Origin of the sequence: Pseudomonas sp. C1C7, from assembly GCF_013359595.1 — a bacterium.
Lineage (GTDB): Bacteria > Pseudomonadota > Gammaproteobacteria > Pseudomonadales > Pseudomonadaceae > Aquipseudomonas.
Window position 1 is genome coordinate 18,587 of record NZ_JABFMP010000028.1, and the last position, 24,424, is coordinate 43,010.

Sequence of the window (24,424 nt, forward strand, 5' to 3'; positions counted from 1 at the left end):
ACCATGAGCCTGAAGGGAAACTGGAACTACCCCACAAGCATCCGCTTCGGCGTCGGGCGCATCAGCGAGCTGGCCGATGTCTGCCGCAGTCAGGGCATCCAGCGACCCTTGCTGGTCACCGACAGTGGCCTGGGCAAGGCGCCGATCACCACCGCCGCGCTGGATGCGTTGCGCGGCGCGGGGCTGGGGGCCGAGCTGTTCTGCGATCTCAAGCCCAACCCGGTGGAGGCCAATCTGGCCGGCGGGCTGGCAGCCTGGCGCGCCGGCAATCACGACGGCGTGGTGGCCTTCGGCGGCGGCAGCGGCCTGGACATGGGCAAACTGATCGCCTTCATGAGCGGCCAGACCCGCCCGGTATGGGATTTCGAGGACATCGGCGACTACTGGACCCGCGCCGATGAAAAAGCCATCGCCCCGATCATTGCGGTGCCGACCACGGCGGGCACCGGTTCGGAAGTGGGCCGGGCGGCGGTGATCATCGACGATCGCACCCACACCAAACGCATTATCTTCCATCCGAAAATGATGCCCCGGGTGGTCATCAGCGACCCGGCGCTGACCGTCGGCATGCCGCCGAAAGTCACCGCCGGTACCGGCATGGATGCGCTGTCGCATTGCCTTGAAGCCTACTGCGCCCCCGGCTTTCATCCGCTGGCCGACGGCATCGCGGTGGAAGGCATGCGCCTGGTGAGCCACGCGCTGGTGCGTGCCGTGCACACCCCCGACGACCTCGATGCCCGCGCCAACATGCTGGCCGCCGCCGCGATGGGTGCCACCGCTTTCCAGAAAGGCCTGGGCGGCATGCATGCCCTGGCCCATCCCATCGGCGCGCTATACGACACCCATCACGGCATGACCAACGCCACGCTGATGCCCTATGTCCTGAAATTCAATCGCCCGGCCATCGAAGAACGCATCGTCCGCCTGGCCGCGTATCTGCAACTGCCCAAACCCGACTTCGACGGTTTCATGGCTTTCGTCCTCAAGTTGCGCAAGGACATCGCCGTGCCGCACACCCTGTCCGAGCTGGGGGTGGATGACAAGCAGGCCGAATTGATCGCCGATATGGCGGTGGTCGATCCGTCGGCGGGCGGGAATCCGTTGCCGCTGACAAAGGCGGGAGTTTCGGAGATTTTTGCGGCGGCGTTTCACGGCCGCCTGTAATGCACAGATGAGGACATTGTGGTGAGAGGGCCCGCTCTGGTGCCAGTCGGTAAAGGCAAAACGCAATCCATGTAGCAGCTGGCGAAGCCTGCGTCCGGCTGCGTAGCAGTCGTAAACCCGGAAAGCTCGGTCTATCAGACAGAACCGGTACACAGGTTTTGCGACTGCTTCGCAGCCGGACGCAGGCTTCGCCAGCTGTTACAGGTTATGCGGCGGATTTACTGATTGGCATAGGGCTCGCCCCCTCACCACAGGTTTGCACCAGGTTTGACTGACTGAAGTCAGGACCCGGTGCCGTTGAAAACAGGAGCAGTACAACAAGGGGTTGAAGGCCGAGCTGTCCGCCGTCGCGGATGGATGCGTATCAAAACCTGAAGGGGCACACACGATGAACCCAGCAAGCCAGCCCGGCACCGAGGCGCATGACGATGACGTCAAAGTGCTGCACAGCATGGGCTATGCCCAGCAGCTGTCGCGACGAATGGGGGTTTTCTCCAACTTCGCGATTTCCTTTTCGATCATCTGCATCCTCTCCGGAGGGATCAACTCACTGGCCCAGGGTACCTCGGGCGCGGGCGGTGCCTCGATCGGCATCGGCTGGCCGATAGGTTGCCTGATCTCGGGCGTGTTCGCCCTGGCCATGGCGCAGATTTCCTCGGCCTACCCCACCGCCGGCGGTCTGTATCACTGGGGCTCGATCCTCGGTAACCGCTTCACCGGCTGGCTCACCGCCTGGTTCAACCTGCTGGGGCTGGTGACGGTGCTGGGGGCGATCAACGTCGGCACCTACTACTTCTTCTTCGGCGCCTTCGGACCGACGCTGGGGATGGAGGACACCACCACGACCCGGGTGATTTTCCTGGCGATCCTCACGGGCTTGCAGGCCCTGTGTAACCACCTGGGCATCGGCCTGACTGCCAAGCTCACCGACTTCTCCGGCTACCTGATCTTCGCCACCGCGCTGGCGCTGACCGTCGTCTGCCTGATCTCGGCGCCCAGTTTCGAGTTCGCGCGGCTGGTGACCTTCGGCAACTACTCCGGCGCGGCCGGGGGCGGCGTGTGGCCAGAGGCGTCCAACGCCTGGATCTTCATGCTCGGCCTGCTGCTGCCGATCTACACCATCACCGGCTACGACGCCTCGGCCCACACCTCCGAGGAAACCCGCAACGCGGCGGTCTCCGTGCCCAAGGGCATGGTCATGTCGGTGCTCTGGTCGCTGCTGTTCGGCTGGCTGATGCTCAGCGCCTTCGTGCTGATGCTGCCGAACATGGACGATGCCGCCAAGCAAGGCTGGAACGTGTTCTTCTGGGCCATGAACGCCCAGGTCAACCCGCTGCTCAAGGACGCGCTGTACGTGGCGATTTTCATCTGCCAGGTCCTGTGCGGACTGGCCACCGTGACCTCGGTGTCGCGGATGATCTTCGCCTTCTCCCGGGATGGCGGCCTGCCCTGCTCCAAGGCGCTGTCTTCGGTGTCGCCGACTTTCCGCAGCCCGGTGGCCGCGATCTGGACCGGCGCGACCCTGGCGGTGCTGTTCGACTGGGGCTCGTCGGTGATCTCGGTCGGTGAAACCCCGGTCTACACCATCGTGGTGTCCTGCACCGTGATCTTCCTTTTCTTCTCTTTCATCATCCCGATCGTGCTCGGCCTGTTCACCTACGGCACCGCGAAGTGGCCGACCATGGGGCCCTGGAACATGGGCCGATTCTGGTACACGGTGTTCGCCCTGCTCTCGGTGCTGTCGATGGTGATCATCTTCGTCATCGGCATCCAGCCACCCAACGACTGGGCGCTGTACATCACCATCGGCTTCCTGGTGCTGACGGCGATCGTCTGGTTCGGCTTCGAAGCGCGGCGCTTCCAGGGGCCGCCGGTGGGGGATGTGATCCTCAAGCGCCAGGCCGAAATCGCCGCCGCCGAGGCGGCATTGAACAAACAAACCTAAACACCATCCCCCATGTAGGAGCGAGGCTTGCCCGCGAATGGGCGTCAACGATGACGCTGGAAACCTGATGCCCCGCGGTGTCTTGGCCTCCATCGCGAGCAAGCTCGCTCCTACACAAAAACCAGTGCAGCCAACAGCAATCTTTTCTCGCCACAGCGCTCTTACCATCCAGGTTCTTCATCCAAAAACAAGAGAAGAACCATGGCCGCCACCCTCTCGCAACAAGGCGACAGCACCGATTATTCGGTGGTCGCCGTTCCCGCAACACACCGCATGCCCAAAGGCTCGCTGACGATGGCCTGGTGGGGCATTTGCAGTGCGATGTTCTGGCTGGTGGTGTCCGCCACCCTGGCCATGACCTTTGGCACTGCCAACGCAATCATCGGACTGCTGCTGTCGGTGGTCACCTACGCGGTCATCAACGGGGTCATTTCCCGTTATGCGATCAGGACCGGGTTGTCGGTCGCGCTGTTTTCCCGGGTGCTGTTCGGGCACAAGGGGGCGGTGCTGGCGACCCTGATTTTCTTTGCCACCGCCACCTACTACAGCATGTTCGAAGGCTCGGTGATTGCCATTGCGATCCAGAACTACGTGCCGAACCTCTCGCTCAACCAGGCTTACCTGCTGGTGGTGCTGTACAGCGTGCCGTTGATCCTGGGGCGCGTGCAGAACTGGATGGACAAGCTCAACGGCGTACTGCTGCCGTTCTATCTGATCGGCCTGGTGGCGCTGGTGGCGATGACCGTCAAGCAATACGGCTACAGCAACGCCCGACGCAGCTGGTTCGTGCGCGCCAATTACACCTGATTCCTCTACCTGTGAATGCAAACCCCTGTGGTGAGAGGGCATGCCCCCTCGCCACAGAAGGCCATTTTCACCGTCGGCAACCAGTGCACCCGTGATCAAAAACCAGTGCACCCCACGCCAAGCCAGCCCCCACTCACGGCGCGTAGCTTTGTGTCGTGGGTCAGGCATCCGTCCTGACCTCCACCTGGATAACAACAAGATTTCTGGTGACCCATGAGTACAGTCGATCCGATCACCCTGGCCGTCGTGCGGGGCGCGCTTGAAACCGCTCAGCGCGAAATGACCATCACCCTCGAGAAAACCGGCCGTTCGAGCGTTTTCAACCTGGCTCACGACTATTCCAACGCCCTCTTCGACCACCTGCCGGAAATGATCCTGCAAGGCCAGGACATCCCGATCCACCTGGGCTCGCTGATTCCGGCGATGAAATGCGTCGCCGGTTTCTTCGGCGATGACATCCAGGAAGGCGATGTGATCTACCACAACGACCCGGCCTACAAAGGCAGCCATATCCTCGATTGCTGCATGTACAAACCGGTGTTCTACAAGGGCGAACTGGTGTTCTGGACGGTGTGCAAAGGCCACCTGACCGACATCGGCGGCCCGGTGCCAGCCGGCTACAACCCCGACGCCAAAGAGATCTACGCCGAAGGCCTGCGCATCCCGCCGGTCAAGCTCTGGTCCCAGGGCAAGCGCCGCGAAGACGTGATCAACCTGCTGCTGACCAACATGCGCGCCCGCGCCTATCAGGAAGGCGATCTCAACGCCCAGTACGGCGCCTGCAACGTCGGTGAACGCCACCTGCTGGAGCTGCTCGACCGCTACGGCGTGGAACAGGTGCGTGCCTGCATCGCCGAACTCAAGGACATGGCCGACCGGCACATGCGCGCCCTGCTGCGCGACGTGCCCGACGGTTTCTACACTGGCACCGCGGTGCTGGAAGATTCCGGCCACGGATTGGGACAACTGTCGATCACTGCGCAAGTGGAAATTCGCGGCGACGAGGCCCACGTGCTGATCGAAAGCCCGCCGCAAGTGCCCTACTTCATCAACTCCTACGCCGGCAATTCGGTGTCCGGGGTCTACCTGGGGCTGATGATGTTTGCCCAGGTGCCGCCGCCCTACAACGAAGGCCTGTACCGCTGCGTATCGGTTGACCTCGGCCCGCCCGGCACCCTGTGCAACGCCCGGGAACCGGCGCCCCACGTCAACAGCACCACCACACCGATGGAAACCCTGGCCGATGCCGTGCGCCAGGCGCTGGAGCAAGCCGCACCCGATCGCGTCACCGCGTCCTGGGGCCACGCCAGCGGGATCAACATCGCTGGCCACGACCCGCGCAACAACAATGACGAATACGTGACCATGGTGCTGGCCTCGATCATCTCCGGTGCCGGGGCCAACAAGGCCATGGATGGCTGGCCGGCGTGCGGTCCGCTGTGCTGCTTCGGCGCGCTGATGTCCGGCGATATCGAGTTGCTGGAGTACTCCTACCCGATCCTGATCCACCGCTACAGCCTGATGACCGACAGCGGTGGCGCAGGCGAATTTCGCGGTGGCTCGGGCACCCGCATCGAAATCGAACCGCTCGATCACGGCATGACCGTGGTCGGTTTCGGCGAAGGCCGACAACTGCCGACTTCAGGGGCCGCCGGCGCGACCAACGTGCTACTCGAACCCAAGCTCGGCCGGTTGATTCACCGCAAGGCCGACGGCGAGGAACAGCACTTCATCCATAACGCGCAGATCACCGCGCAACCGGGAGAACGGGTGATCAACGTCAACCCAGGCGGCGGTGGCTACGGCAATCCGCTGCGCCGCCCCGTCGCCAGCGTGCTGAACGATGTGCGCGACGGTCTGGTGTCGGTGGAAGGCGCGCGCCTGGAGTACGGCGTGGTGATCGACGGCAACGGTCAGGTCGATGACGCTGCCACCCGTGCCCGCCGCGACCTGCACTGATCGCCCCGGCCCCTTTGAGCTATCTGGAATCTCTCATCATGAGCAAGCAACAATATCGTCTGGGCATCGACGCCGGCGGCACCTTCACCGATTTCATCCTGGCGGACCGCAGCGGCAACGTGCAGCTGTTCAAGGCCCCTTCCACGCCACAGGACGGCACGATCGCGATCCGCAACGGCCTGGCGCAGATCGCCGACGCCATCGGCCGCACGCCCGCCGAGATCATCGGCGACTGCGACCTGTGCATCAACGGCACCACCGTGGCCCTCAACGCGCTGATCGAAAAAACCGGGGTCAAGGTCGGCCTGCTGTGCACCGACGGCCACGAAGACAGCCTGGAAATCCGCCTGGGCCACAAGGAAGACGGCCATCGCTACGATGCCACTTTCCCGCCGGCCTACATGCTGGTGCCGCGTCACCTGCGTCGTCCGATCAAGGGCCGGATGCTCAGCAACGGCAGCGAACACGCGCCGCTCGACGAACAGGCCATCGGCGAAGCCATCGAATACTTTCGCCAGCAGGAGGTAAAGGCAGTCGCGATTTCCTTCGTCTGGTCGGTGCGCAACCCGGCCCACGAACAACGGGCCGCCGAGATGGTGCGCGCGGCGCTGCCGGGGGTGTTCGTGTGCACCGGCAACGAAGTGTTCCCGCAGATCCGCGAATACACCCGCACTTCGACCACAGTGGTCAACGCCTACCTGAGCCCGGTGATGGGCCGCTACATCGAGCGCATCGACGCCCTGTTCGAAGAGCTAGGCGCCCAGCAGCCGACCCGCTACTTCCAGTCCAACGGAGGCCTGGCGCCCGGCGTGGTGATGCGCGAGCGTGCGGTCAACGCGATCAACTCCGGCCCTGCCTCCGCGCCCCAGGCCGGGTTGTGCGTGGCCCAGCCGTTCGGCATCGACAACGTGATCACCGTGGACATGGGCGGCACCTCGTTCGACATCACCCTGAGCAAGTCGGGGCGCACCAACTTCAGCAAGGACACCGACTTTCTGCGCTATCGCATCGGTGTGCCGATGATCCAGGTGGAAACCCTCGGCGCCGGTGGCGGCTCGATCGCCTATCTGGATGACTTCGGCATGCTCCAGGTCGGCCCGCGCAGCGCCGGCGCCAACCCGGGCCCGGTGTGCTACGGCAAGGGCGGCACCGAGCCGACCGTCACCGACGCCAATCTGGCCCTTGGTTACCTGGCCGACGGCGCCCTGCTCGGTGGCAGCATTCGCCTGAACCGCAAGGCGGCCATCGAAGCGATCCGCAGTAAGATCGCCGAGCCCCTGGGCATCAGCGTGGAACGGGCGGCCATCGGCATCATCACCCTGGTCAACCTGAACATGGTCAGCGGCATTCGCCGGGTTTCGGTGGAGCGTGGCTTCGACCCACGGGACTTCGCCCTGATCGGCGCCGGCGGCGCAGCGGGCATGCACGTGATGCGCCTGGCCGAGGAAATCGGCAGCAAGGTGGTGCTGATCCCGAAAGTCGCCTCCGGCCTGTGCGCCTACGGGCAGATCCTCTCGGACATCCGTTACGACCAGTTGACCACCCTGCCGATGCGCCTGGACGACGATCTGGTCGACCTGCCGTTGCTCAACCGCACCCTGCGCGACTTGCGCGAGCGTGGCATGAACAACCTGCGCGACGACGGTTTCGGCGCCGGCAACAACGTCGAATGCCACTACAACCTGGAGATCCGCTACCTCGGCCAGGTCCACGAATGCAGCGTGGAACTGAGCTGCGATCAACTGGATCAAGCCGGTTTGGCCACGTTGCGCGACGCCTTCCACACCCGGCACAAGGCGCTGTTTTCCTACAGCGAGCCACAAAGCCCGGCGGAACTGGTCAACCTCGAATGCTCGGTGATCGCCCGCCTGCAACGTCCGCCGATGCCGGAACTGGCGCAGCCCGACGAGTATCTGGCGGCCAAAGCCAGCGCCCATCGCTCGATGCTGTTCAGCGACCAGTCGCCGTGGCAGGACACGCCGGTGTACAACGGCGAGCACCTGCAAGCGGGGCAAACCGTCAAGGGCCCGTGCGTGATCGAGGAATCGACCACCAACATCGTCGTGCCACCGGGCTGGCAGGCCACCCTGGCGCCGTCCGCCACCTACCGGCTGACGCCTGACGATTGACCGTCCGCCAGCAATGGCAAATGATGGCAACCCAGCGGTGCCTCGGGCTTTGGCCTCGGCACCGTCCTCATAATAAAAATCATACGAGGACAGCCATGGCCTACAAACTCTCCACCCGCGCCTGGTCCGACAGTCAGTGTCAGCCGCTCTGGGCCCAGGCCATCGCCAGTGCTTATTTTCCCCTGACCCTGGAATTCGCCCCCAGCAGCCGCTTCAGCGGCAGCCTGCAGATATGGGAAACCGGCAGCACGCCGCTGACCCTGTCGCGCCTGCGCTCCAGCCAGCTGGGTTATTCGCGCAGCAAGGCCCAGGTCAGCGAAGACCATGAAGCCTGTTATCTGGTGACCGTGCCCCGTCGTGGCGAAGTTCATTTCGAGCAGGACGGCCGCGCCCTGCATTGCCGGCCGGGCGGGTTCATCTTCGAACGGGGCGATGCGCCCTACCGTTTTCACTACGCCTGCGACAATGATCTGTGGGTGTTCAAGCTTCCCGAACGGGCGTTGCACGGGCAGTTGCGCGGCGCCGAGCGCTACACCCGTTTCTGTTTCGACGCCCGCCGTGCGCTGGGAAGGATCTTTGTCGATCAACTGGCGATGTGCGCGGCGCGCTTCGATGAATGCAGCGACACGGCCCGGCACATGTTGCTCGACCAGGCGCTGTCGACCCTGTTGATGGCCCTGCGTGAGGACGAGCGCGTGCTCAGCAGTGAAAGTTCGAACCTGGCGGCGATGCATTTGCAGCGCATCGAGCAGTATGTCGACAAGCAACTGGGCAACCCCGACCTGTCACCGCAAATGGTCGCCGACGCCTGCGGTCTGTCGGTGCGCTATCTGCACAAACTCTTCAGCAGCACACCTTACAGCCTCGGCGAATGGATCCGCCTGCGCCGCCTCGAAGCGGTCCACCGCGGCCTGCACGACCCCGCCTGCCACCTGTCCATCGGCGAACTGGCCATGCGCTGGGGCTTCAGCGACCAGGCCCAATTCACCCGCAGCTTCCGCCAGCATTTCGGTTGCACCGCACGCGAAGTGCGCAACGCCGCAGCCGTACCCTCCTGACACAAAAACCTGCAGGAGCGAGCACGCTCGCGATGGTCGTTAACGATGACGCTGGGTATCTGATGCCCCGCGGCGTTTTCGAGTCCATCGCGAGCAAGCTCGCTCCTACACAGGGTTGGTGTTTTATTCGGTGACGCCTACCACATGCTCCGGCGCAGCCTGTGCCTCGGTCACCGGCGCGTTGAGCAGCAGGAAGTACGCCAGGGCCGAGCACAGGGCCACCACCGCGCTGATCATGAACGCGGTGTTGAAGGATCCCGAATACTCGATGCTGAAACCGGTGACGATCGGCGCGACGGAGCCGGCGATGTAGCCGCCGAAGTTCTGGATCGAGCCGAACGAGGCCACGCGGCGGCTGTCGACAATGGTGTTGACGATCATCCAGGCCGTGGCGCTGGCCATGTTGATGCTGAACAGCGCCAGGCACAGCAGGATGATGCAGCCGGTCAGCCCGGTGACGAACGACAGCGGCAGCGTGAACAGTGCCGCCAGCACCAGGCCCGTGATCACCCCGAACTTGCGGCTGGCCAGGATGCCCATGCCACGGCGTACCAGCATGTCGCAGAAACGCCCGGCGACGATGGTGCCGACCGCGCCGAAACCATAGGCCAGCGACACCAGCCATGCGGTCTTGTACAGGTTCATGCCGTGTTCACGTTCGAAGTAGCCCGGCAGCCAGGTCAGGTGCAGCCAGAGCATGTAGATCACACCCATGAAGCCCAGTACCGCGCCCCAGGTGCTGCGATGCTTGAACAGGTCGAGCCAGCCGGCAAAGTAGGAGACTTTCGGGGCATCGGGCTGGGCCACTTGCGCCTTGCGCTCATTCGGCAGCGGCTTGCCTTCGGCCGCCAGCTCCGCCAGATACTGCGCCTTGCTCTTGTAGAAGCTCAGCCAGCACAGCGCCAGGATGATCCCGATCACGCCGGTGATGATGAACATCCCGCGCCAGCCGAAATTGACCATGAACAGCGTCAGCAAGGGTGGCGCCAGGCATGGGCCAAGGCAGGTCGAGGACCAGACGATGCCGGTGGGTGTGCCGCGCTCGTTGGCATCGAACCATTCCGACAGGGCCTTGGCCGCCGAGGGAAACATCGGCGCCTCGCCAATCCCCAGCATCACCCGCAGGCCCATGAAGCCGGCGAAGCTGTTGACCATGCCGAACGCCGACTGGGCGACCGACCAGGCCAGCAGCGAGGCGCCCAGGGCGATCTTGCTGCCCAGACGGTCGATGATCAGGCCCATCGGCAACTGCGCGAAGGCATAGGCAATGGAGAACGCCGACAGCAGGATGCCCATCTGCGAGGGGCTGATCATCATGTCTTTCTGGATAGAGGTGTTGGCGATCGACAGCGCGCTACGGTCGAGGTAGTTGACGATGCCGATCAACAGCAGGAACACGACGGTGATGCTCTGGTACTTCTTCAGTGGTTTCATCTGATGGCCTTTATTATTGTTATTGACGTGGATTCTGCCGGCACTCAGCCGGCGTCTCATTCATCCCTGCTGCCGAACCTTCCTCATGGCTGGCGCGCCGTCACCGCCGCATCCAGCAAACCACGCCGTCCCAGGCTGTCGATCAACGAGCGCAAACCGAACGCCCACTGCGGCGCCTGATCGCTGGTGGTCACGCGATTGCACAGGGCGCCCAGTTGCGCATTGCTGATGGTGACCAGATCACCCGGCTTGTGGGTGAAGCCGCTGCCCGGCTGATCGCGGTCCTGCTTGGGGGCGAACAGAGTACCGAGAAACAGCACCAGGCCGTCGGGATATTGATGGTTTTCATTGAGCGTCTGCTGGACCAGATCCAGAGGATCGCGGCTGATCTGCGACATGGAACTGCGGCCTTGCAGCACGAATCCGTCCTGGCCTTCGACGCGCAGATCCACTTGGGCACTGCGCACGTCGTCCAGGCTGAAGGTCTCGTCGAACAGGCGCAAAAAAGGTCCCAGGGACGTCGAGGCGTTGTTGTCCTTGGCCTTGGACAGCAGCAAGGCGCTGCGCCCTTCGAAATCGCGCAGGTTGACGTCGTTGCCGAGCATCGCGCCGTGGACCGTGCCGTTGCTCGACACCGCCAGCACCACTTCCGGCTCCGGGTTGTTCCAGCTCGATTTGGGGTGAATGCCGATGTCGGCACCGTGACCGACCGCCGACAGCGGCTGGGCCTTGGTGAAGATTTCGGCGTCCGGGCCGATGCCCACCTCCAGATACTGCGACCACAGGCCCTGCTCCACCAGCACCTTGCGCAGGGCTTCGGCCTGGGCCGAACCCGGGACGATCTGCGACAGGTCGGCACCGATGCGGCTGGCCAGGGTGTCGCGAATCGCGTCGGCCTTGGCCGGATCGCCCTTGGCCTGCTCCTCGACCACACGCTCCAGCAGGCTGGTGGCGAAGGTCACGCCGGCAGCCTTGACCGCCTGCAAGTCGATGGGCGCGAGCAGCCATGGCAGGCGGTCATCGCGCCGGTTCGGGTCGCTGTTTTCCAGCAACCGGGGCAATTCGATCAAGGCGTCGGCCAGGGGCAGCGAGCGCAGATAGGCCACCGGGTCCGCCACTTCGAGCAGCGCCGAGACAGTGGCCACATGGGCGCTGATGTCGTGCACGGCGCCGGCCTTGACCAGCACCACGGCCGGGCCCTGGTCGGGAAGCCAGACACGGCCGACCCAGCTGCCGGTGTGGAACACGGCGAGGTCGTTGCTTTGCGGCAAAGGTGATGCTGAATGGTTTGTCATGGGTGCTCTCTTATTGTCTGTTTCTCATGACCTGTAGGAGCGAGTTCACTCGCGATGGCCGCCAACGATGACGCTGGCAGCCTGACACCCCGCGGTGTCCGATCCACCATCGCGGGCGTGCTCGCGCCTACAGGGGTCGGTGTTCAGGGCAGTTCGGGCAGTTGCAGTTGACGGGCGGTTTGGTTGAGGTCTTCGCGCAGTTTTGGCGTCAGGCTCAGGCCTTGCGCCAGTGCCTGGGCACGCAGTTTCAGACCGGCCTGTCCCGGCAGGCGCACCGGGCGTTGCGGGTCGATCGGGCGGCTGGCCAGGATCAGTTTGCCGAGGAATGAACTCTCGTCGGTGAAGGCCTCGAGCCCGCCGAAGAAACGCGGGTCAATCACCAGCGCCGTGGCCGAAGCGCCCCACTGATCCGGGCCGTCCTTGCGTCCGTGCCCGGCCAGTCCCGAGGTCAGCGCCTCCACCAGAATCGCCAAAGCAAAACCCTTGTGCCCGAAGGCCTCGCCACCCAACGGCAGGATGCTGCCCGACGGCGTGCTGAAGAAATCGTTGGGGTCGTTGCTCACCCGCCCTTCGTTGCTCATCACCACCGGATGCGGCAACGCGGTACCCGCGTCACGGCACTGACCGACCATGGCCAGGGTCACGGTGGACATGCTCACGTCCAGCAGAATCGGCTCGCCCTGGGTGGGAATGCCGGCAGCAATCGGGTTGGGCGTGTAGATCGGGTCGATCCCGCCGTGGGCGCTGACGATGCCGACCGACGGATCGGAGGAATACACCATGGCCACCAGGCCGCGATCGGTGAACGGCTTGAGATACGCCGCCAGGCAGCCTATGTGCGAGGCGCGACGGACCACGGCGATGCCGATGCCCTGCTCGCTCGCGCCCTTCGCCGCGCTGTCCAGGGCCCGGCTGACACAGTACGGCCCAAGCACATAGTGACCGTCGAACAGGCTCGATATGCCGCTGTCCGAGACCTGCTCGAGCATCTGCGCGCGGGCCTTCACCTGCCCGCTCTGCATGCCGCCGATATAGCGGCTCACCAGATTCAAGCCGTGGGTGCGATGGCCCAGCAACTCGCCTTCAAGCAACACGCGGGTCACCACCCGGGCCACCTCCGCATCGGCTCCACTTTTTTCGAACAGTTGCTCGACGAACGCTGTCAGCGTCTGCACGTCGTAGCGATTGGCTTGGGTCATGCTTGTGACTCCGTGATCAATTCTGGATTCAGCGTGTGTTTTGCCGGTCAAAGACTCACTCAGGTGACGGCACCGATCTGCCAGGGCACGAACTCGTTCTGCCCGTAACCGTGCTGCTCGCTCTTGCTGCGCTCGCCCGACGCAATGCGCAGCATCTGTTCGAAGATGTAGGCGCCGCGTTCCTCGATGCTGGTGGACCCGTCGGCGATGCCGCCGCAGTTCACGTCCATGTCTTCTTCCTGGTGTTCGAACACCCGGTTGTTGGTCGCCAGCTTGATCGACGGTGCCGGCGCGCAGCCGTAGGCCGAACCGCGACCGGTGGTGAAGGCGATCAGGTTGGCGCCGCCGGCCACCTGGCCCGTGGCCGAGACCGGGTCATAGCCCGGTGTATCCATGAACACCAGGCCCCTGGCTTGAACCGCTTGCGCGTATTCGTACACATCCACCAGATTGCTGGAGCCGGCCTTGGCCACGGCGCCCAGGGATTTCTCGAGGATGGTGGTCAGGCCACCGGCCTTGTTGCCGGCCGAGGGGTTGTTGTTCAGTTCGGCGTTCATGCGTCGGCAGTAGTCTTCCCACCAGTGAATCCGCGCGATGAGTTTTTCCCCCACTTCGCGGCTCACTGCTCGGCGCGTCAGCAAGTGCTCGGCGCCATAGATTTCCGGGGTCTCGGAGAGAATCGCAGTGCCGCCCGCCGCCACCAGACGGTCGACGGCGTTACCCAATGCAGGGTTGGCGGTGATGCCTGAATAGCCGTCCGAGCCGCCGCATTGCAGGCCGACCACCAGATGCCGGGCGCTGACTGGCTCGCGCCGTACCTGATTGGCCTTGGGCAGCAAGGCCCTGACCTGTTCAATGCCACTGGCGATGGTTTTCGAGGTGCCGCCCAGGCCCTGAATGGTGAAGGCGCGCAACTGATCGCCGGGCTGCATGCCCTGGCTTTCCATCAGGCTCTCGATCTGGTTGGTCTCGCAGCCCAGGCCGATGATCAGCACGGCGGCGAAATTGGGGTGTGCGGCGTAACCGGCCAGGGTGCGGCGCAGCAGGCCCAAGGCTTCGCCGCTGGGGTCGACGGCACAGCCGGCGCCGTGGGTCAGGGCCACGACACCATCGATGTTCGGGTAATCGGCCAGCGCTTGCGGGTGGATGTCACGACGAAAATGATCGGCCACGGCCCGGGCCACGGTGGCCGAGCAGTTCACCGAGGTCAGGATGCCGACGTAATTGCGGGTGGCGACGCGGCCATCGGCGCGCACGATGCCCTGGAACACGGCTTCGGTTGCAGGCGAGTCATGAACGTCGACGCCGAACGCGTAGTCACGGGCAAAGTCGCCCATCTCCACGTTGTGCACATGCACATGGTCGCCGGCTTCGATGGGCTGCGAGGCGAAACCGATGATTTGCCCGTAACGGCGCAGCGGCTGGCCCTGCTCCACGCGCTGGGTGGCGACCTTGTGACCGGAGGGAATCGGCTGGCGCACGGTGATCGCTTCGGCCTCGAGGCTCAGGCCTTCAGGCAGGGCCTGGCGTGCAATCAGTACGTTGTCCTGGGGGTTGAGGCGGATCACGGCGGCATCGCCGGTCCGGGTTCTGGCAATCAGTTGCATGGGACCTCTCAGGGCAGTACGGCCGCATTCTTGTTATGGCGCCGCCCGTTCGGTGACGGGCGAATCTGAGATAACTGTAAGGAGCCGCACTGGACATTCCCAATGAGATGATCCGATCGAACGATAACCAAGAGTTATCAAAGTGGCCTGTTGCGCGAAGCAAATCAATCGCTTTGACCGTCAAACCTGTGGTGAAGGGGCATGCCCTAATGCCAGTCAGTCAAGAGATTCAACAGGCAATGAGGGCATTGTGGCGAGGCAAAGGTGTATTCACAGGACTGGCGTCTTCGCGAGCAAGCTTCGCTCCTACAGAGGGGCTTCCCGGCGTTGGCGGGCGCAGTCGAGCAGGATTTCGACGAACTCCCGGGCCGAACCGGTCAGGGGGTCTTCCTTGCGGGTGATGACGCCGTATTCCAGCGGCGCCAGGTGCAACGGGCTCTGCAGTTCCTTCAACTGACCGCTGGCCAGCTGCGCTGCCACCATGGACCGGGGCAGCATGGCGATCATCGGCCCTGACTGCAGCAATTGCAGGAACATCTGCATCGAGGTGGTATCGACGCTGTCCGCCGGCGAGGCGATGCCGGCGGCGCGGAATGCCGCTTCCAGACGATTGCGAATCGGCGTGCCCACCGGGTACAGCACCCAGGGCCACTGCCCCAGGGCATCGAGCGGCGTACTGTCCTGCTCGTTGAGGGGGTGCCGACTGTTGACCACCAGACTGAACGGCTCGGGCTCCAGGGGCTGGAAGTCGAAGACCTGGCTGTAGCGCTCCTCGGTGAAGCGGCCGATGATCAGGTCGAGCTTGTTCTGTTCGAGCATCTCCAGCAGGTGGTCGCTGGACTGCTCCACCACTTCGATCGACAGCAACGGGCTGCGCGCCTTGATCGCCGCGATGGCCTGAGGCAGCACCACCGAGGTCGCGGCGAAGATCCCGCCGACCTTGAGAAAACCGTGGCCGCCCTTGCGCAGGCGGTTCACCTGATCGACGAAAGTGTGCGAATCGGCCAGCGCGGCCTGGGCGTACTTCACCACATGCTCGCCCAGTTCCGTCGGCGGCATGCTGCGCGGCAGACGCTGGAACAGGGCAAAGCCGAACTGCTCCTCGAGATCGCGCAGCATCTTGCTCAGGGCCGGCTGGCTGAGGTTCATGTGCGCCGCGGTGGCGTGCATGTTGCGCGTGCGCGCCAGGGTGTCGATCAGCACCAGGTGCTTGAAGCGCACCCAGTTGCAAAAACTGGAATGGGTGATGTCCGACGGCATCGGGTCAAGCCTCTTCAAAGGGGTGTACGCGGTTTACTCGGCCGCACCACAACCTGCTACAGGGATCGCGTGGCAGTCTGGGTCATTGTTCGCGCAAATACTGCAACAGCGTCTCCAGCGCCACGGACCTGGGTCGGGAGCGCAAGGTCAGCAAGCCGATGTTGACCATGGAAATCGGCAACTCCACCGGCAGGATAGCGACCATGCCATAGCCCGCATAATGCTCGGCCACATCATTGGGCACCACGGCGATCATGTCCGACGCTTCCAGCATCGCCGTGGTCGCCAGGATCGAGGCGGTTTCGACGACGTCCAGCGACTGCACCATGCCGCCGGCCTGCAGGGCACTTTCCACCCGACGGCGCATGGGGCTGCCGATGGGATGCAGGATCCAGGTCGAACTGACCAGATCCGCCAGCTGCAATGACGAACTCGCGGCCAGCGGATGGCCGGCCCGGGCGATCACGCGCATCTGCTCGCCGTTGTCGAACAGTTCGATGTCCAGGTCACGGCTGTCGCTCTGGTCCGGCAGACGCCCCAGCACCACGTCGAAATCGCCCCGCAGCAAGGCCGGCAACAAGGTATCGCTGGTCCCGACCTCGATGGAAATCCGCACCTTGGGGTGATCGCGCTTGTAGGCCAGCACCGCCTTGGTCAGCAGCCGCGGCACCGGTCCCATCACGCTGCCGACCCGCACCAGCCCCATCGCCCCGCGCGCCAGTTCGGCGATTTGCGCCTGGGCGTGCTCGAACTCATGCAGCGCGCCCTGGGCGTAGCGGATCATCACCTCGCCATAGAGCGTCGGCTGCATGCCCCGGGGCAGGCGCTCGAACAGGCGCACGCCGAGACGCTCCTCCAGCTGCTGCAACAGCAGGCTGGCGGCCGGTTGCGTGGTGTGCATCGCGGCAGCGGCCCGGCGCAGGTTGCCGTACTCGCCCAAGGCATTGAGCAAGGTTATCTGCCGGCTGGAAATCTTCAGGGCGCCGGGTGTGCGCGGCACGAGTTCTGGATCTGGAGACATATCGAATCCGATATCGCTGCTTAAAGAATCGCGATTATGCACATATCGTTCGGCGACCTACAGTCGGGTCTCAATCGATCAACAAGAACAAGAGCCCGCCATGAGTATTCGAATCACCCACCTGAGCGTTCGCGATCTGCGCTTCCCCACGTCCCTGTCCCTGGACGGCTCCGACGCGATGAACAGCGCGCCAGACTATTCCGCCTCCTATGTCGTGCTGCACACCGACGTCCCTGCCCTTGAGGGCCACGGTCTGACCTTCACCATCGGCCGTGGCAACGAGATCTGCGTGGCGGCCATCCAGTCACTGGCGCCGATGGTCGTCGGCCTGACCCTGGAGGAGATCGTCGCCGACATGGGCGCCTTCTGGCACCGGATCACCGTGGGCGACAGCCAACTGCGCTGGCTGGGCCCGGAAAAAGGTGTGATCCACCTCGCCACCGCCGCCATCGTCAACGCCGTCTGGGACCTGTGGGCCAAGCGCGAAGGCAAGCCGGTGTGGAAGTTGCTGACGGACATGACGCCCGAGCAACTGGTGCGCTGCCTGGACTTCAGCTACGTCACCGACGTGCTCACCCCCCAAGAAGCCATCGCCCTGCTGCGCCGCCAGGCACCGGGAAAGGCCCGGCGCGAGGCGCAGATGCTGGAGGAAGGCTACCCCGGCTACACCACCGCGCCGGGTTGGCTGGGCTACAGCGAAGAAAAAATGCGTACGCTGGCCCGCGAAGCGGTGGCGGATGGCTGGACCCACATCAAGCAGAAAATCGGCGCGGACCTGGAAGAAGACATTCGCCGCGCCACGATCCTGCGCGAAGAAATCGGCTGGGAACGCAGCCTGATGATGGACGCCAACCAGGTCTGGGGCGTCGATGAGTCGGTCGCCAACATGCGCCGCCTGGCTGCGTTCGAACCGCTGTGGATCGAAGAACCGACCAGCCCCGACGACATCCTCGGCCACGCCAGCATTCGCCAGCGCATTGCACCGATCGGCGTCGCCACCGGCGAGCATTGCCACAACCGGGTGATGTTCAAGCAGATGTTCCAGGCCGGCGCGCTGGACTTCTGCCAACTGGACGCGGCCCGTCTGGGCGGCCTGAACGAGGTGTTGATCGTGCTGCTGATGGCGGCCAAATTCGACGTACCGGTCTGCCCCCATGGCGGCGGTGTCGGGCTCTGCGAATACGTACAGAACATCGCCCTGTTCGACTACATCGCCGTCTCGGCCTCGCTGCACAACCGCGTCCTGGAATACGTCGACCATCTGCACGAACACTTCCTCGACCCCGTCGTCATCCGCCGCGGCCGCTACATGCCCCCACAGCGCCCGGGCTACAGCATCGAAATGACCACCGAAACCCTGGAACGCTACCAATACCCCGATGGCCCGGTCTGGCTAGACATCGCCCGCGGCTGATCCATACATCTGCACAGCATCTCAACCTGTGGGAGCAAGCCCGCTCCCACAGGATTTTCGGCGAACACAAAACCCTGGGGTAGCCCTGTCCCTTGTGGGAGCGTGGCTTGCCCGCGAAGACGGCAGCCGAGTCAACATCACCATCGAATGTACCCGCAACACCCCACACATACGCTACCCTCCTCAAATCTCGCCATTCCCAAGACCAGGGCCTACCCATCCATGATCATCTCTTCTGCATCGGATTACCGCGAAGCGGCACGTCGCAAACTCCCCCGTTTCCTGTTCGACTACATCGATGGCGGGGCCTATGCAGAGCACACGCTAAGGGCCAACAGCGCCGACCTGAGCGGCGTCAGCCTGCGCCAGCGGATCCTGAAAAACGTCGAGAGCCTGAGCCTGGAAACCAGCCTCTTCGGCCAGCGCCAGGCGATGCCCATCACGCTGGCACCGGTCGGCCTGACCGGGATGTTCGCCCGTCGGGGCGAAGTGCAGGCGGTAAAGGCGGCGCAGAACAAAGGCATCCCGCTGTGCCTGTCGACCGTCTCGGTGTGCTCGATCGAGGAAGTGGTGGCCAGCGCGCAACAACCGATCTGGTTCCAGCTGTACGTGCTCAAGGACCGCGGCTTCATGCGCAATGCCCTGGAGCGTGCGCAAGCCGCCGGGGTCAAGAACCTGGTGTTCACCGTCGACATGCCCACCCCCGGCGCCCGTTACCGTGACGCCCACTCGGGCATGTCCGGCCCCTTCGCCTCGACGCGCCGCATCCTGCAAGCCATGACCCGCCCCGACTGGTCGTTCAACGTCGGCCTGATGGGCCGCCCTCACGATCTGGGCAACATCTCCAGGTACCTGGGCAAGGCGGTGACACTCGAGGACTACATGGGCTGGCTGGCCAACAATTTCGACCCGTCGATCAGCTGGAACGATCTGGAGTGGATTCGCGACTTCTGGAAAGGCCCGATGATCATCAAGGGCATCCTCGATCCCCAGGATGCCCGCGACGCGGTCAGCTTTGGCGCCGATGGCATCGTCGTCTCCAATCACGGCGGTCGACAGCTCGACGGCGTCCTCTCCACCGCCCACGCCCTGCCGCCGATCATGCAGGCGATCGGCAACGACCTGAGCGTACTGGTGGACTCGGGCATCCGCTCCGGTCTGGACGTGGTGCGCATGCTGGCCCTGGGCGCCAAAGGCGTGTTGCTTGGCCGCTCCATGGCCTACGCCCTGGCCGCCGACGGGCAACGGGGGGTGGAGAACATGCTGGATATCTTTGCCAAAGAGATGCGCGTGGCCATGACGTTGACCGGGGTGACCTCGATCGATCAGATCGACGAATCCATATTGGTCAGATCGGTCGGGTAATTCCCGGCCGCCTGTAGGAGCTGCCGAAGGCTGCGATCTTTTGATCTTGCTGTTAAAAATCAAAAGATCGCAGCCTTCGGCAGCTCCTGCAGGAGGAGAATGCTGAATATCGCTACAGGAGCCCTCCATGCGCATCGCCCTGCTCTCCGACATGCACCTGTCCGTCAACGCGATCCCCTTTCCCGAGGTGGAGGCCGATATCGTCGTGCTCGCCGGCGACATCGCCCGGCCGGCCAGGGCCATCGAATGGGCCAGCACCTGCCCGCTGCCGATCCTGTATGTAGCGGGCAATCACGAGTTCTACGGCAGCGATCTGGCCTCGACTTATGAGCAGCTGCGCAACCTGTCCCGAGGCACGCGGATCACGGTGCTGGAACACTCGGAACATGTGCACGACGGCGTGCGGTTTCTGGGCTGCACGCTGTGGTCGGACTATCGCTTGTTCGAAGAAGGTCCGAAGCGGGATCTGGGGGTCGACATGGCCACGGACCTGATTCGCGACTTCAGCCATATCAGGATTGCACCGGACTTTCCCGACCTGTTCACCCCGGCGATTTCCCAGCTGATTTACCTGCAAACCGTCGCCTGGCTCGACGACTGTTTCCGCCGCGACAACACCACGCAAACGGTGGTCATCTCCCACTTCGCCCCGACTCGCGCGAGCATCGCGCCGATGTTCGCCGACTCGCCGATCAATTCGAGTTTCGTCTCTGACCTGGAAGAGAAAATCAGGCAGTGGCAACCGGTGCTGTGGCTGCACGGACATACCCACGGCAGTTTTGATTACCGGGTGGGGCAGACGCGCGTGGTGTGCAATCCGCGGGGGTATGCGAAAAACGGGGTGAATGAAAATCCCGCTTTCGACAGTTCCCTGATCATCGAGATCTGAGTCCGGGAACCGCTGGTGCCTGTCTCACGGATTTTTACGCAGAATGGAAAAATTCAGCGCGGCGGCCAGCGAGAGCCACACCAGATACGGAAACAGAATCAGCCCGGTGATGACATCCAGACGCATCGCCAGCACCAGCATCACCGCGACCACCAGCCAGAGCAGCACGAGAATCACCAGACTGGCGAACAGCCGATGCGCGCCGAAAAACACCGGCGTCCACAGCGTGTTGAGGGCGATTTGCGCCGCCCACAACGCCAGCACCATCTGGCTGCCCGGTAACAGCGACAAGCGATAGCCAGCCCAGGCCAGGAGCAGATAAAGCGTCGTCCAGGCTACGGGAAACACCCAGTTGGGTGGGGTGAAGCCGGGTTTTTCGAGCGACGCATACCATTCGTCCGGCTTGAAAAAAAATCCGCTGCTCGCGGCGGCGGCACAGGCTAGAAGGAAAATGGGAAAAGTCATCATCGGTCCTTGGCGCAAGCCATCTGTATTGGGAAGAAAGCCGTGTGTGCAGTCCCAGGGTTAGAGGCCCCGAAAGGTGAAAAAGTCCGCAGACCCGAAGCTTTGACCATCATCACGGTCACGAGCGGTAGCCCTCCTCCCCTATCAATCGCGTCGATGTTCGCAATCACCTCAATCAAGTTCTATTGAAAACCCTGCGGCGTAACAATGGCTCCACACCAACCAAGAACACCCCCGGAGCACACGATCATGAAACGCCAAACCCTCCTCAGCATCGCTTTCTCGGTTTTCGCAGTTAACGCTTTCGCCGCTTCCTCTGTTCAACCTGTAGTCGCTGAAGGCGGCTCGGATCGGCTGATCGAAAGCCGCGTGGCTGAAGGTGGTTCTGATCGTCTGCAACAGAATCGTGTTGCCGAAGGTGGCGCTGATCGCCTGCTGGAAAAACGTAATGCAGTCGCTGCCGATGGTTCGGATCGTTTGAAAGGCAACGAAGTCGCCGCCGATGGTTCTGACCGCCTGAAAGGCAACGAAGTCGCCGCCGATGGTTCTGACCGCCTGAAAGGCAACGAAGTCGCCGCCGATGGTTCTGATCGCCTGCACGGCAACACTGTCGCCGCCGATGGTTCTGATCGCCTGCACGGCAACACTGTCGCCGCCGATGGTTCTGATCGCCTGCACGGCAACACTGTCGCCTAAGCCTTTCACTTCATAGCAACACCCGCAAAAAGCCCGGTCTGATCAGCCGGGCTTTTTCGTGACTGTACTACCCCTGATCGACAACCCGTGATGTCTGGCCTTTTTCGGCCTGCCTTGCCACGCCAGTGGCGTAATCGAAGAACACTCAGAAGACTTGCTCTGCCACGGTGGATGAATCCTCGGGGATTTCCGGGCAGCGTTTGAGAGCGAGTTCGATTGCTGAAGCTTCGCGCAGTCCATTCGACAGACTGCACGGGGTGTGAGATTCACTCTATGCACATGTGCTCTCTGGTCCACGCCTGATACTCGGCAGGCAATGTATAACTCGCTACCAGCTCAGAGGCCGACAGGTCTCGAGCCGGCGCCATCCCGCGCTGCATCAGCAGGCTCTGATAGGTCGCCTTGATCGCAGCAAAGTATGCCGCGTGGCCATCGACAATGACCCGCACGCCCAGCTCTGCAAGACGTTCCCTATTGCGTAGCTTTGCATTGCCATATGTCACCAGCATCAGCGGAATGCGCAGCCCGTCGGCAACCGCCGCCAATTGCGCGAAATCCTCGACACCCACCAGGCAAATCGCGTCAGCCCCGGCATGCTGATAAGCACGTGTGCGCCGGATAACCTCGGTCAGGGGTTGCGCACCAGCGTGGGTTCGAGCGATCACGCTCAACGCACAATCGCCCCGCGCCTGCAGCGCCGCCCGCACCTTGCCGACACCCTCCTGGAGGCTGATCAGCTCGAAGGATTTGCCTGCGTATCGACCCGGCAGCAGTGTGTCCTCCAGCGTCAATGCCGCAACCCCGGCTCGTTCCAGTTCGACCACGGTGCGCATGGTATTGAGCGCGTTGCCGTAGCCGTGGTCGGCATCGGCGATGATGGGCAGCCGCGCAACCCGGCCGATGCGACTGGCCTGCTCGGCAAATTCGCTGAGGGTGATCAGGGCAATATCCGGTGCACCCAGTACCTGCAATGAAGCGACAGAACCGCCCAAAATGCCCACCTCGAATCCCAGGTCGCCGGCAATTCGCGCGCAAATGGGATCGAACACAGAGGCCGTGCTGACACAGGCCTGTCCGGCAAGCAGCGCACGGAACTCGTTACGCAGTTCATGATGACAACGCTTGTGCATACAATTCTCTGCAGATGTGGCAAGGCAGTCCGGACGCGATAGCCCGGACTGCCCATGCGATTACTTGATGAAGCGAACCTGGGCGTTGATCTTCTCGATCACCGCGCCCTTGCGCTCGTTGAAGCGGGCCTTGTTCTGTTCGAACAGGTTATTGCCCTTGGTGTCGATGGAGATGATCAGCGGGCCGAACTCGCGGACGCGGTTGACCCACAGGGTCTCCGGCATGCCGAGGTCCTGCCATTCGGCGCGCTCGATCTCTTCGACCTGGGTGGCGGCCAGCACCGCGCAGCCGCCGGGGAACACGGCGTGCACCGCCTTGTTCTCAAGGCAGCCGGTGGTGGTCTCCGGGCCCATGCCGCCCTTGCCGACGATCAGTTTCACGCCGGTTTCCTCGATGAATTGCTTCTCGAATTTTTCCATGCGCATGCTGGTGGTCGGGCCGATGGAGACCATCTCGAAACTGCCGTCGTCCTTCTTGCGCACGATGGGGCCAGCGTGGAAGATCGCGCCGCCGCGCAGATCCACCGGCAATTCGCGCTTGAGTTCGATGAGGCGGCGGTGGGCCACGTCGCGACAGGTCACCAGCTGGCCGGTCAGGTAGACCACGTCTCCCACGTTGAGGTTGGCCAGGTCTTCGTCTTTGATCGGCGTGGAGAGAATCTTTTTCACAGTACTACTCCTTCGTGGGAAAGGATGTCATAGGACATGTCGGCGTTGATGCGGATCTTGCCGCGACGGTGGGCCCAGCAGCCGGTGGACACGGCCACGCCGATGGTCGACGGATGGCGCGCGGAGGACTCGATGTTCACCCCCATCACGCTGCTGTTGCCGGTCAGGCCCTGTGGCCCGATGCCGATTTCGTTGAGGCCGTCTTCCAGTAGTTTTTCCATCATCGCCGCGCTTTCGTTCGGATGGCTGGAGTCCACGGGGCGCAGGATCGCCCGCTTGGACAGGCGCGCCGCGGTCTCAACCGAAGTGGACACCCCTACCCCCACCAGCAACGGCGGGCAGGCATTGACGCCCCGAGAGGTGATCACGTCGAAGACGAATTCGGTCACGCCTTCGTAGCCCTGCCCCGGCATCAGCACTTTTGCCGAACCCGGCAAGGTGCAGCCGCCGCCGGCCATGTACACGTCAACGATGGCGTAGTCGGCGTCGGGAATGATTTCCCAGTCCAGCCACGGGATTTTCGAGCCGGTGTTGGTCCCGGTGTTTTTCTCGATGAAGGTCTCCACCGCGTTGTGGCGCAGCGGGCCCTTGATGGTCGCCTCGCGGGTGGCCTCTTCAAGGATGCCCTCCAGCTCGCTCAGCAGCGGGAAGCGTGCGCCGGCGGAGATGAAGTACTGGATGACCCCGGTGTCCTGGCAGCTGGGGCGATCCAGCTTGTCGGCGTACTCCTGGTTGTCGGCCATCGAGTCGTACACGGCGATGGCCAGCGGATTGGTTTCCGCGGCGCGCAGCTTGGCGGTTTTTTCCTTCACGTCCTTGGGCAGGCGCTTGCCAATGTAGGCAGTGAATTTGGCCATCACGTCGGTGAGCGATGAGACTGCTAGTTCTTTATCCACGATATTTTCCTCACTTCATCAC

General features: G+C 63.3%; 20 protein-coding genes. 10 read left to right on the forward strand and 10 right to left on the reverse strand.

Annotated elements, in window-relative coordinates:
- Positions 1-3: 3 nt before the first annotated feature.
- The 6 genes from HNO86_RS21200 (at position 4) to HNO86_RS21225 (ending at position 9,062) form a co-directional block, all read left to right on the forward strand.
- The gene (locus tag HNO86_RS21200) at positions 4-1,164 is read left to right on the forward strand and encodes an iron-containing alcohol dehydrogenase (protein ID WP_175378878.1); all 1,161 of its coding nucleotides are present in this window, start codon (positions 4-6) and stop codon (positions 1,162-1,164) included.
- Positions 1,165-1,552: 388 nt separating this feature from the next.
- Complete coding sequence (locus HNO86_RS21205; protein ID WP_175378879.1) at positions 1,553-3,109, forward strand: amino acid permease; 1,557 nt, start codon at positions 1,553-1,555, stop codon at positions 3,107-3,109.
- Between the two features lie 201 nt (positions 3,110-3,310).
- Positions 3,311-3,916, forward strand: coding sequence for a hypothetical protein (locus tag HNO86_RS21210; protein ID WP_175378880.1), 606 nt, complete (start codon positions 3,311-3,313; stop codon positions 3,914-3,916).
- 213 nt (positions 3,917-4,129) lie between these two features.
- Positions 4,130-5,875, forward strand: coding sequence for a hydantoinase B/oxoprolinase family protein (locus HNO86_RS21215; protein ID WP_175378881.1), 1,746 nt, complete (start codon positions 4,130-4,132; stop codon positions 5,873-5,875).
- A 38-nt stretch (positions 5,876-5,913) separates the two neighbouring features.
- A complete protein-coding gene (locus HNO86_RS21220) occupies positions 5,914-8,004 on the forward strand; it encodes a hydantoinase/oxoprolinase family protein (RefSeq protein WP_175378882.1) in 2,091 nt (696 codons plus the stop codon).
- A 95-nt stretch (positions 8,005-8,099) separates the two neighbouring features.
- The gene (locus tag HNO86_RS21225) at positions 8,100-9,062 is read left to right on the forward strand and encodes a helix-turn-helix domain-containing protein (RefSeq protein WP_175378883.1); all 963 of its coding nucleotides are present in this window, start codon (positions 8,100-8,102) and stop codon (positions 9,060-9,062) included.
- A gap of 123 nt (positions 9,063-9,185) precedes the next feature.
- Here the strand turns inward: HNO86_RS21225 and HNO86_RS21230 are convergent, their stop codons facing one another.
- From HNO86_RS21230 to HNO86_RS21255, 6 genes are all read right to left on the reverse strand, one after another.
- A complete protein-coding gene (locus HNO86_RS21230) occupies positions 9,186-10,496 on the reverse strand; it encodes an MFS transporter (protein WP_175378884.1) in 1,311 nt (436 codons plus the stop codon).
- 83 nt (positions 10,497-10,579) lie between these two features.
- Positions 10,580-11,791 carry a fumarylacetoacetate hydrolase family protein gene (locus tag HNO86_RS21235; protein ID WP_175378885.1) on the reverse strand — a complete coding sequence of 404 codons (1,212 nt, stop codon included), beginning with the start codon at positions 11,789-11,791 and terminating at the stop codon, positions 10,580-10,582.
- 143 nt (positions 11,792-11,934) lie between these two features.
- Entirely contained in the window at positions 11,935-12,990 is a 1,056-nt protein-coding gene (locus tag HNO86_RS21240) for an Ldh family oxidoreductase (protein WP_175378886.1), read from the reverse strand.
- A 59-nt stretch (positions 12,991-13,049) separates the two neighbouring features.
- The gene (locus HNO86_RS21245; protein ID WP_175378887.1) at positions 13,050-14,597 is read right to left on the reverse strand and encodes a UxaA family hydrolase; all 1,548 of its coding nucleotides are present in this window, start codon (positions 14,595-14,597) and stop codon (positions 13,050-13,052) included.
- Between the two features lie 306 nt (positions 14,598-14,903).
- Positions 14,904-15,857 (reverse strand): LysR family transcriptional regulator, encoded by a 954-nt coding sequence (locus HNO86_RS21250; protein ID WP_175378888.1) that lies wholly within the window; start codon positions 15,855-15,857, stop codon positions 14,904-14,906.
- An 82-nt stretch (positions 15,858-15,939) separates the two neighbouring features.
- Positions 15,940-16,878 (reverse strand): LysR family transcriptional regulator, encoded by a 939-nt coding sequence (locus HNO86_RS21255; protein WP_175378889.1) that lies wholly within the window; start codon positions 16,876-16,878, stop codon positions 15,940-15,942.
- A gap of 100 nt (positions 16,879-16,978) precedes the next feature.
- Here HNO86_RS21255 and HNO86_RS21260 point away from each other — a divergent pair, with 100 nt between their 5' ends.
- The 3 genes from HNO86_RS21260 (at position 16,979) to HNO86_RS21270 (ending at position 20,546) form a co-directional block, all read left to right on the forward strand.
- On the forward strand, positions 16,979-18,292 hold the full coding sequence (locus HNO86_RS21260; RefSeq protein ID WP_175378890.1) for an L-fuconate dehydratase: 1,314 nt from the start codon (positions 16,979-16,981) through the stop codon (positions 18,290-18,292).
- Between the two features lie 222 nt (positions 18,293-18,514).
- Entirely contained in the window at positions 18,515-19,657 is a 1,143-nt protein-coding gene (gene lldD, locus HNO86_RS21265; RefSeq protein ID WP_175378891.1) for an FMN-dependent L-lactate dehydrogenase LldD, read from the forward strand.
- Positions 19,658-19,784: 127 nt separating this feature from the next.
- Positions 19,785-20,546 (forward strand): metallophosphoesterase family protein, encoded by a 762-nt coding sequence (locus tag HNO86_RS21270; protein ID WP_175378892.1) that lies wholly within the window; start codon positions 19,785-19,787, stop codon positions 20,544-20,546.
- 24 nt (positions 20,547-20,570) lie between these two features.
- Here the strand turns inward: HNO86_RS21270 and HNO86_RS21275 are convergent, their stop codons facing one another.
- Positions 20,571-21,011: a TspO/MBR family protein gene (locus tag HNO86_RS21275; RefSeq protein ID WP_175378893.1), complete on the reverse strand. Its 441-nt coding sequence runs from the start codon at positions 21,009-21,011 to the stop codon at positions 20,571-20,573.
- Between the two features lie 249 nt (positions 21,012-21,260).
- Here HNO86_RS21275 and HNO86_RS21280 point away from each other — a divergent pair, with 249 nt between their 5' ends.
- Positions 21,261-21,707, forward strand: coding sequence for a hypothetical protein (locus HNO86_RS21280; protein ID WP_175378894.1), 447 nt, complete (start codon positions 21,261-21,263; stop codon positions 21,705-21,707).
- A gap of 266 nt (positions 21,708-21,973) precedes the next feature.
- On the opposite strand, the gene HNO86_RS21285 is transcribed toward HNO86_RS21280, so the two are convergent.
- From HNO86_RS21285 to ttdA, 3 genes are read right to left on the reverse strand one after another with little or no spacing between them, the layout of a single operon-like run.
- Positions 21,974-22,837 carry an oxaloacetate decarboxylase gene (locus tag HNO86_RS21285; protein ID WP_175378895.1) on the reverse strand — a complete coding sequence of 288 codons (864 nt, stop codon included), beginning with the start codon at positions 22,835-22,837 and terminating at the stop codon, positions 21,974-21,976.
- Between the two features lie 60 nt (positions 22,838-22,897).
- Positions 22,898-23,506, reverse strand: a complete 609-nt coding sequence (gene ttdB / locus HNO86_RS21290; RefSeq protein WP_175378896.1) for a L(+)-tartrate dehydratase subunit beta — start codon at positions 23,504-23,506, stop codon at positions 22,898-22,900.
- The gene (gene ttdA, locus HNO86_RS21295) at positions 23,503-24,402 is read right to left on the reverse strand and encodes a L(+)-tartrate dehydratase subunit alpha (protein WP_175378897.1); all 900 of its coding nucleotides are present in this window, start codon (positions 24,400-24,402) and stop codon (positions 23,503-23,505) included. The genes ttdB and ttdA overlap by 4 nt, the downstream gene beginning before the upstream one ends.
- Positions 24,403-24,424 lie beyond the last annotated feature (22 nt).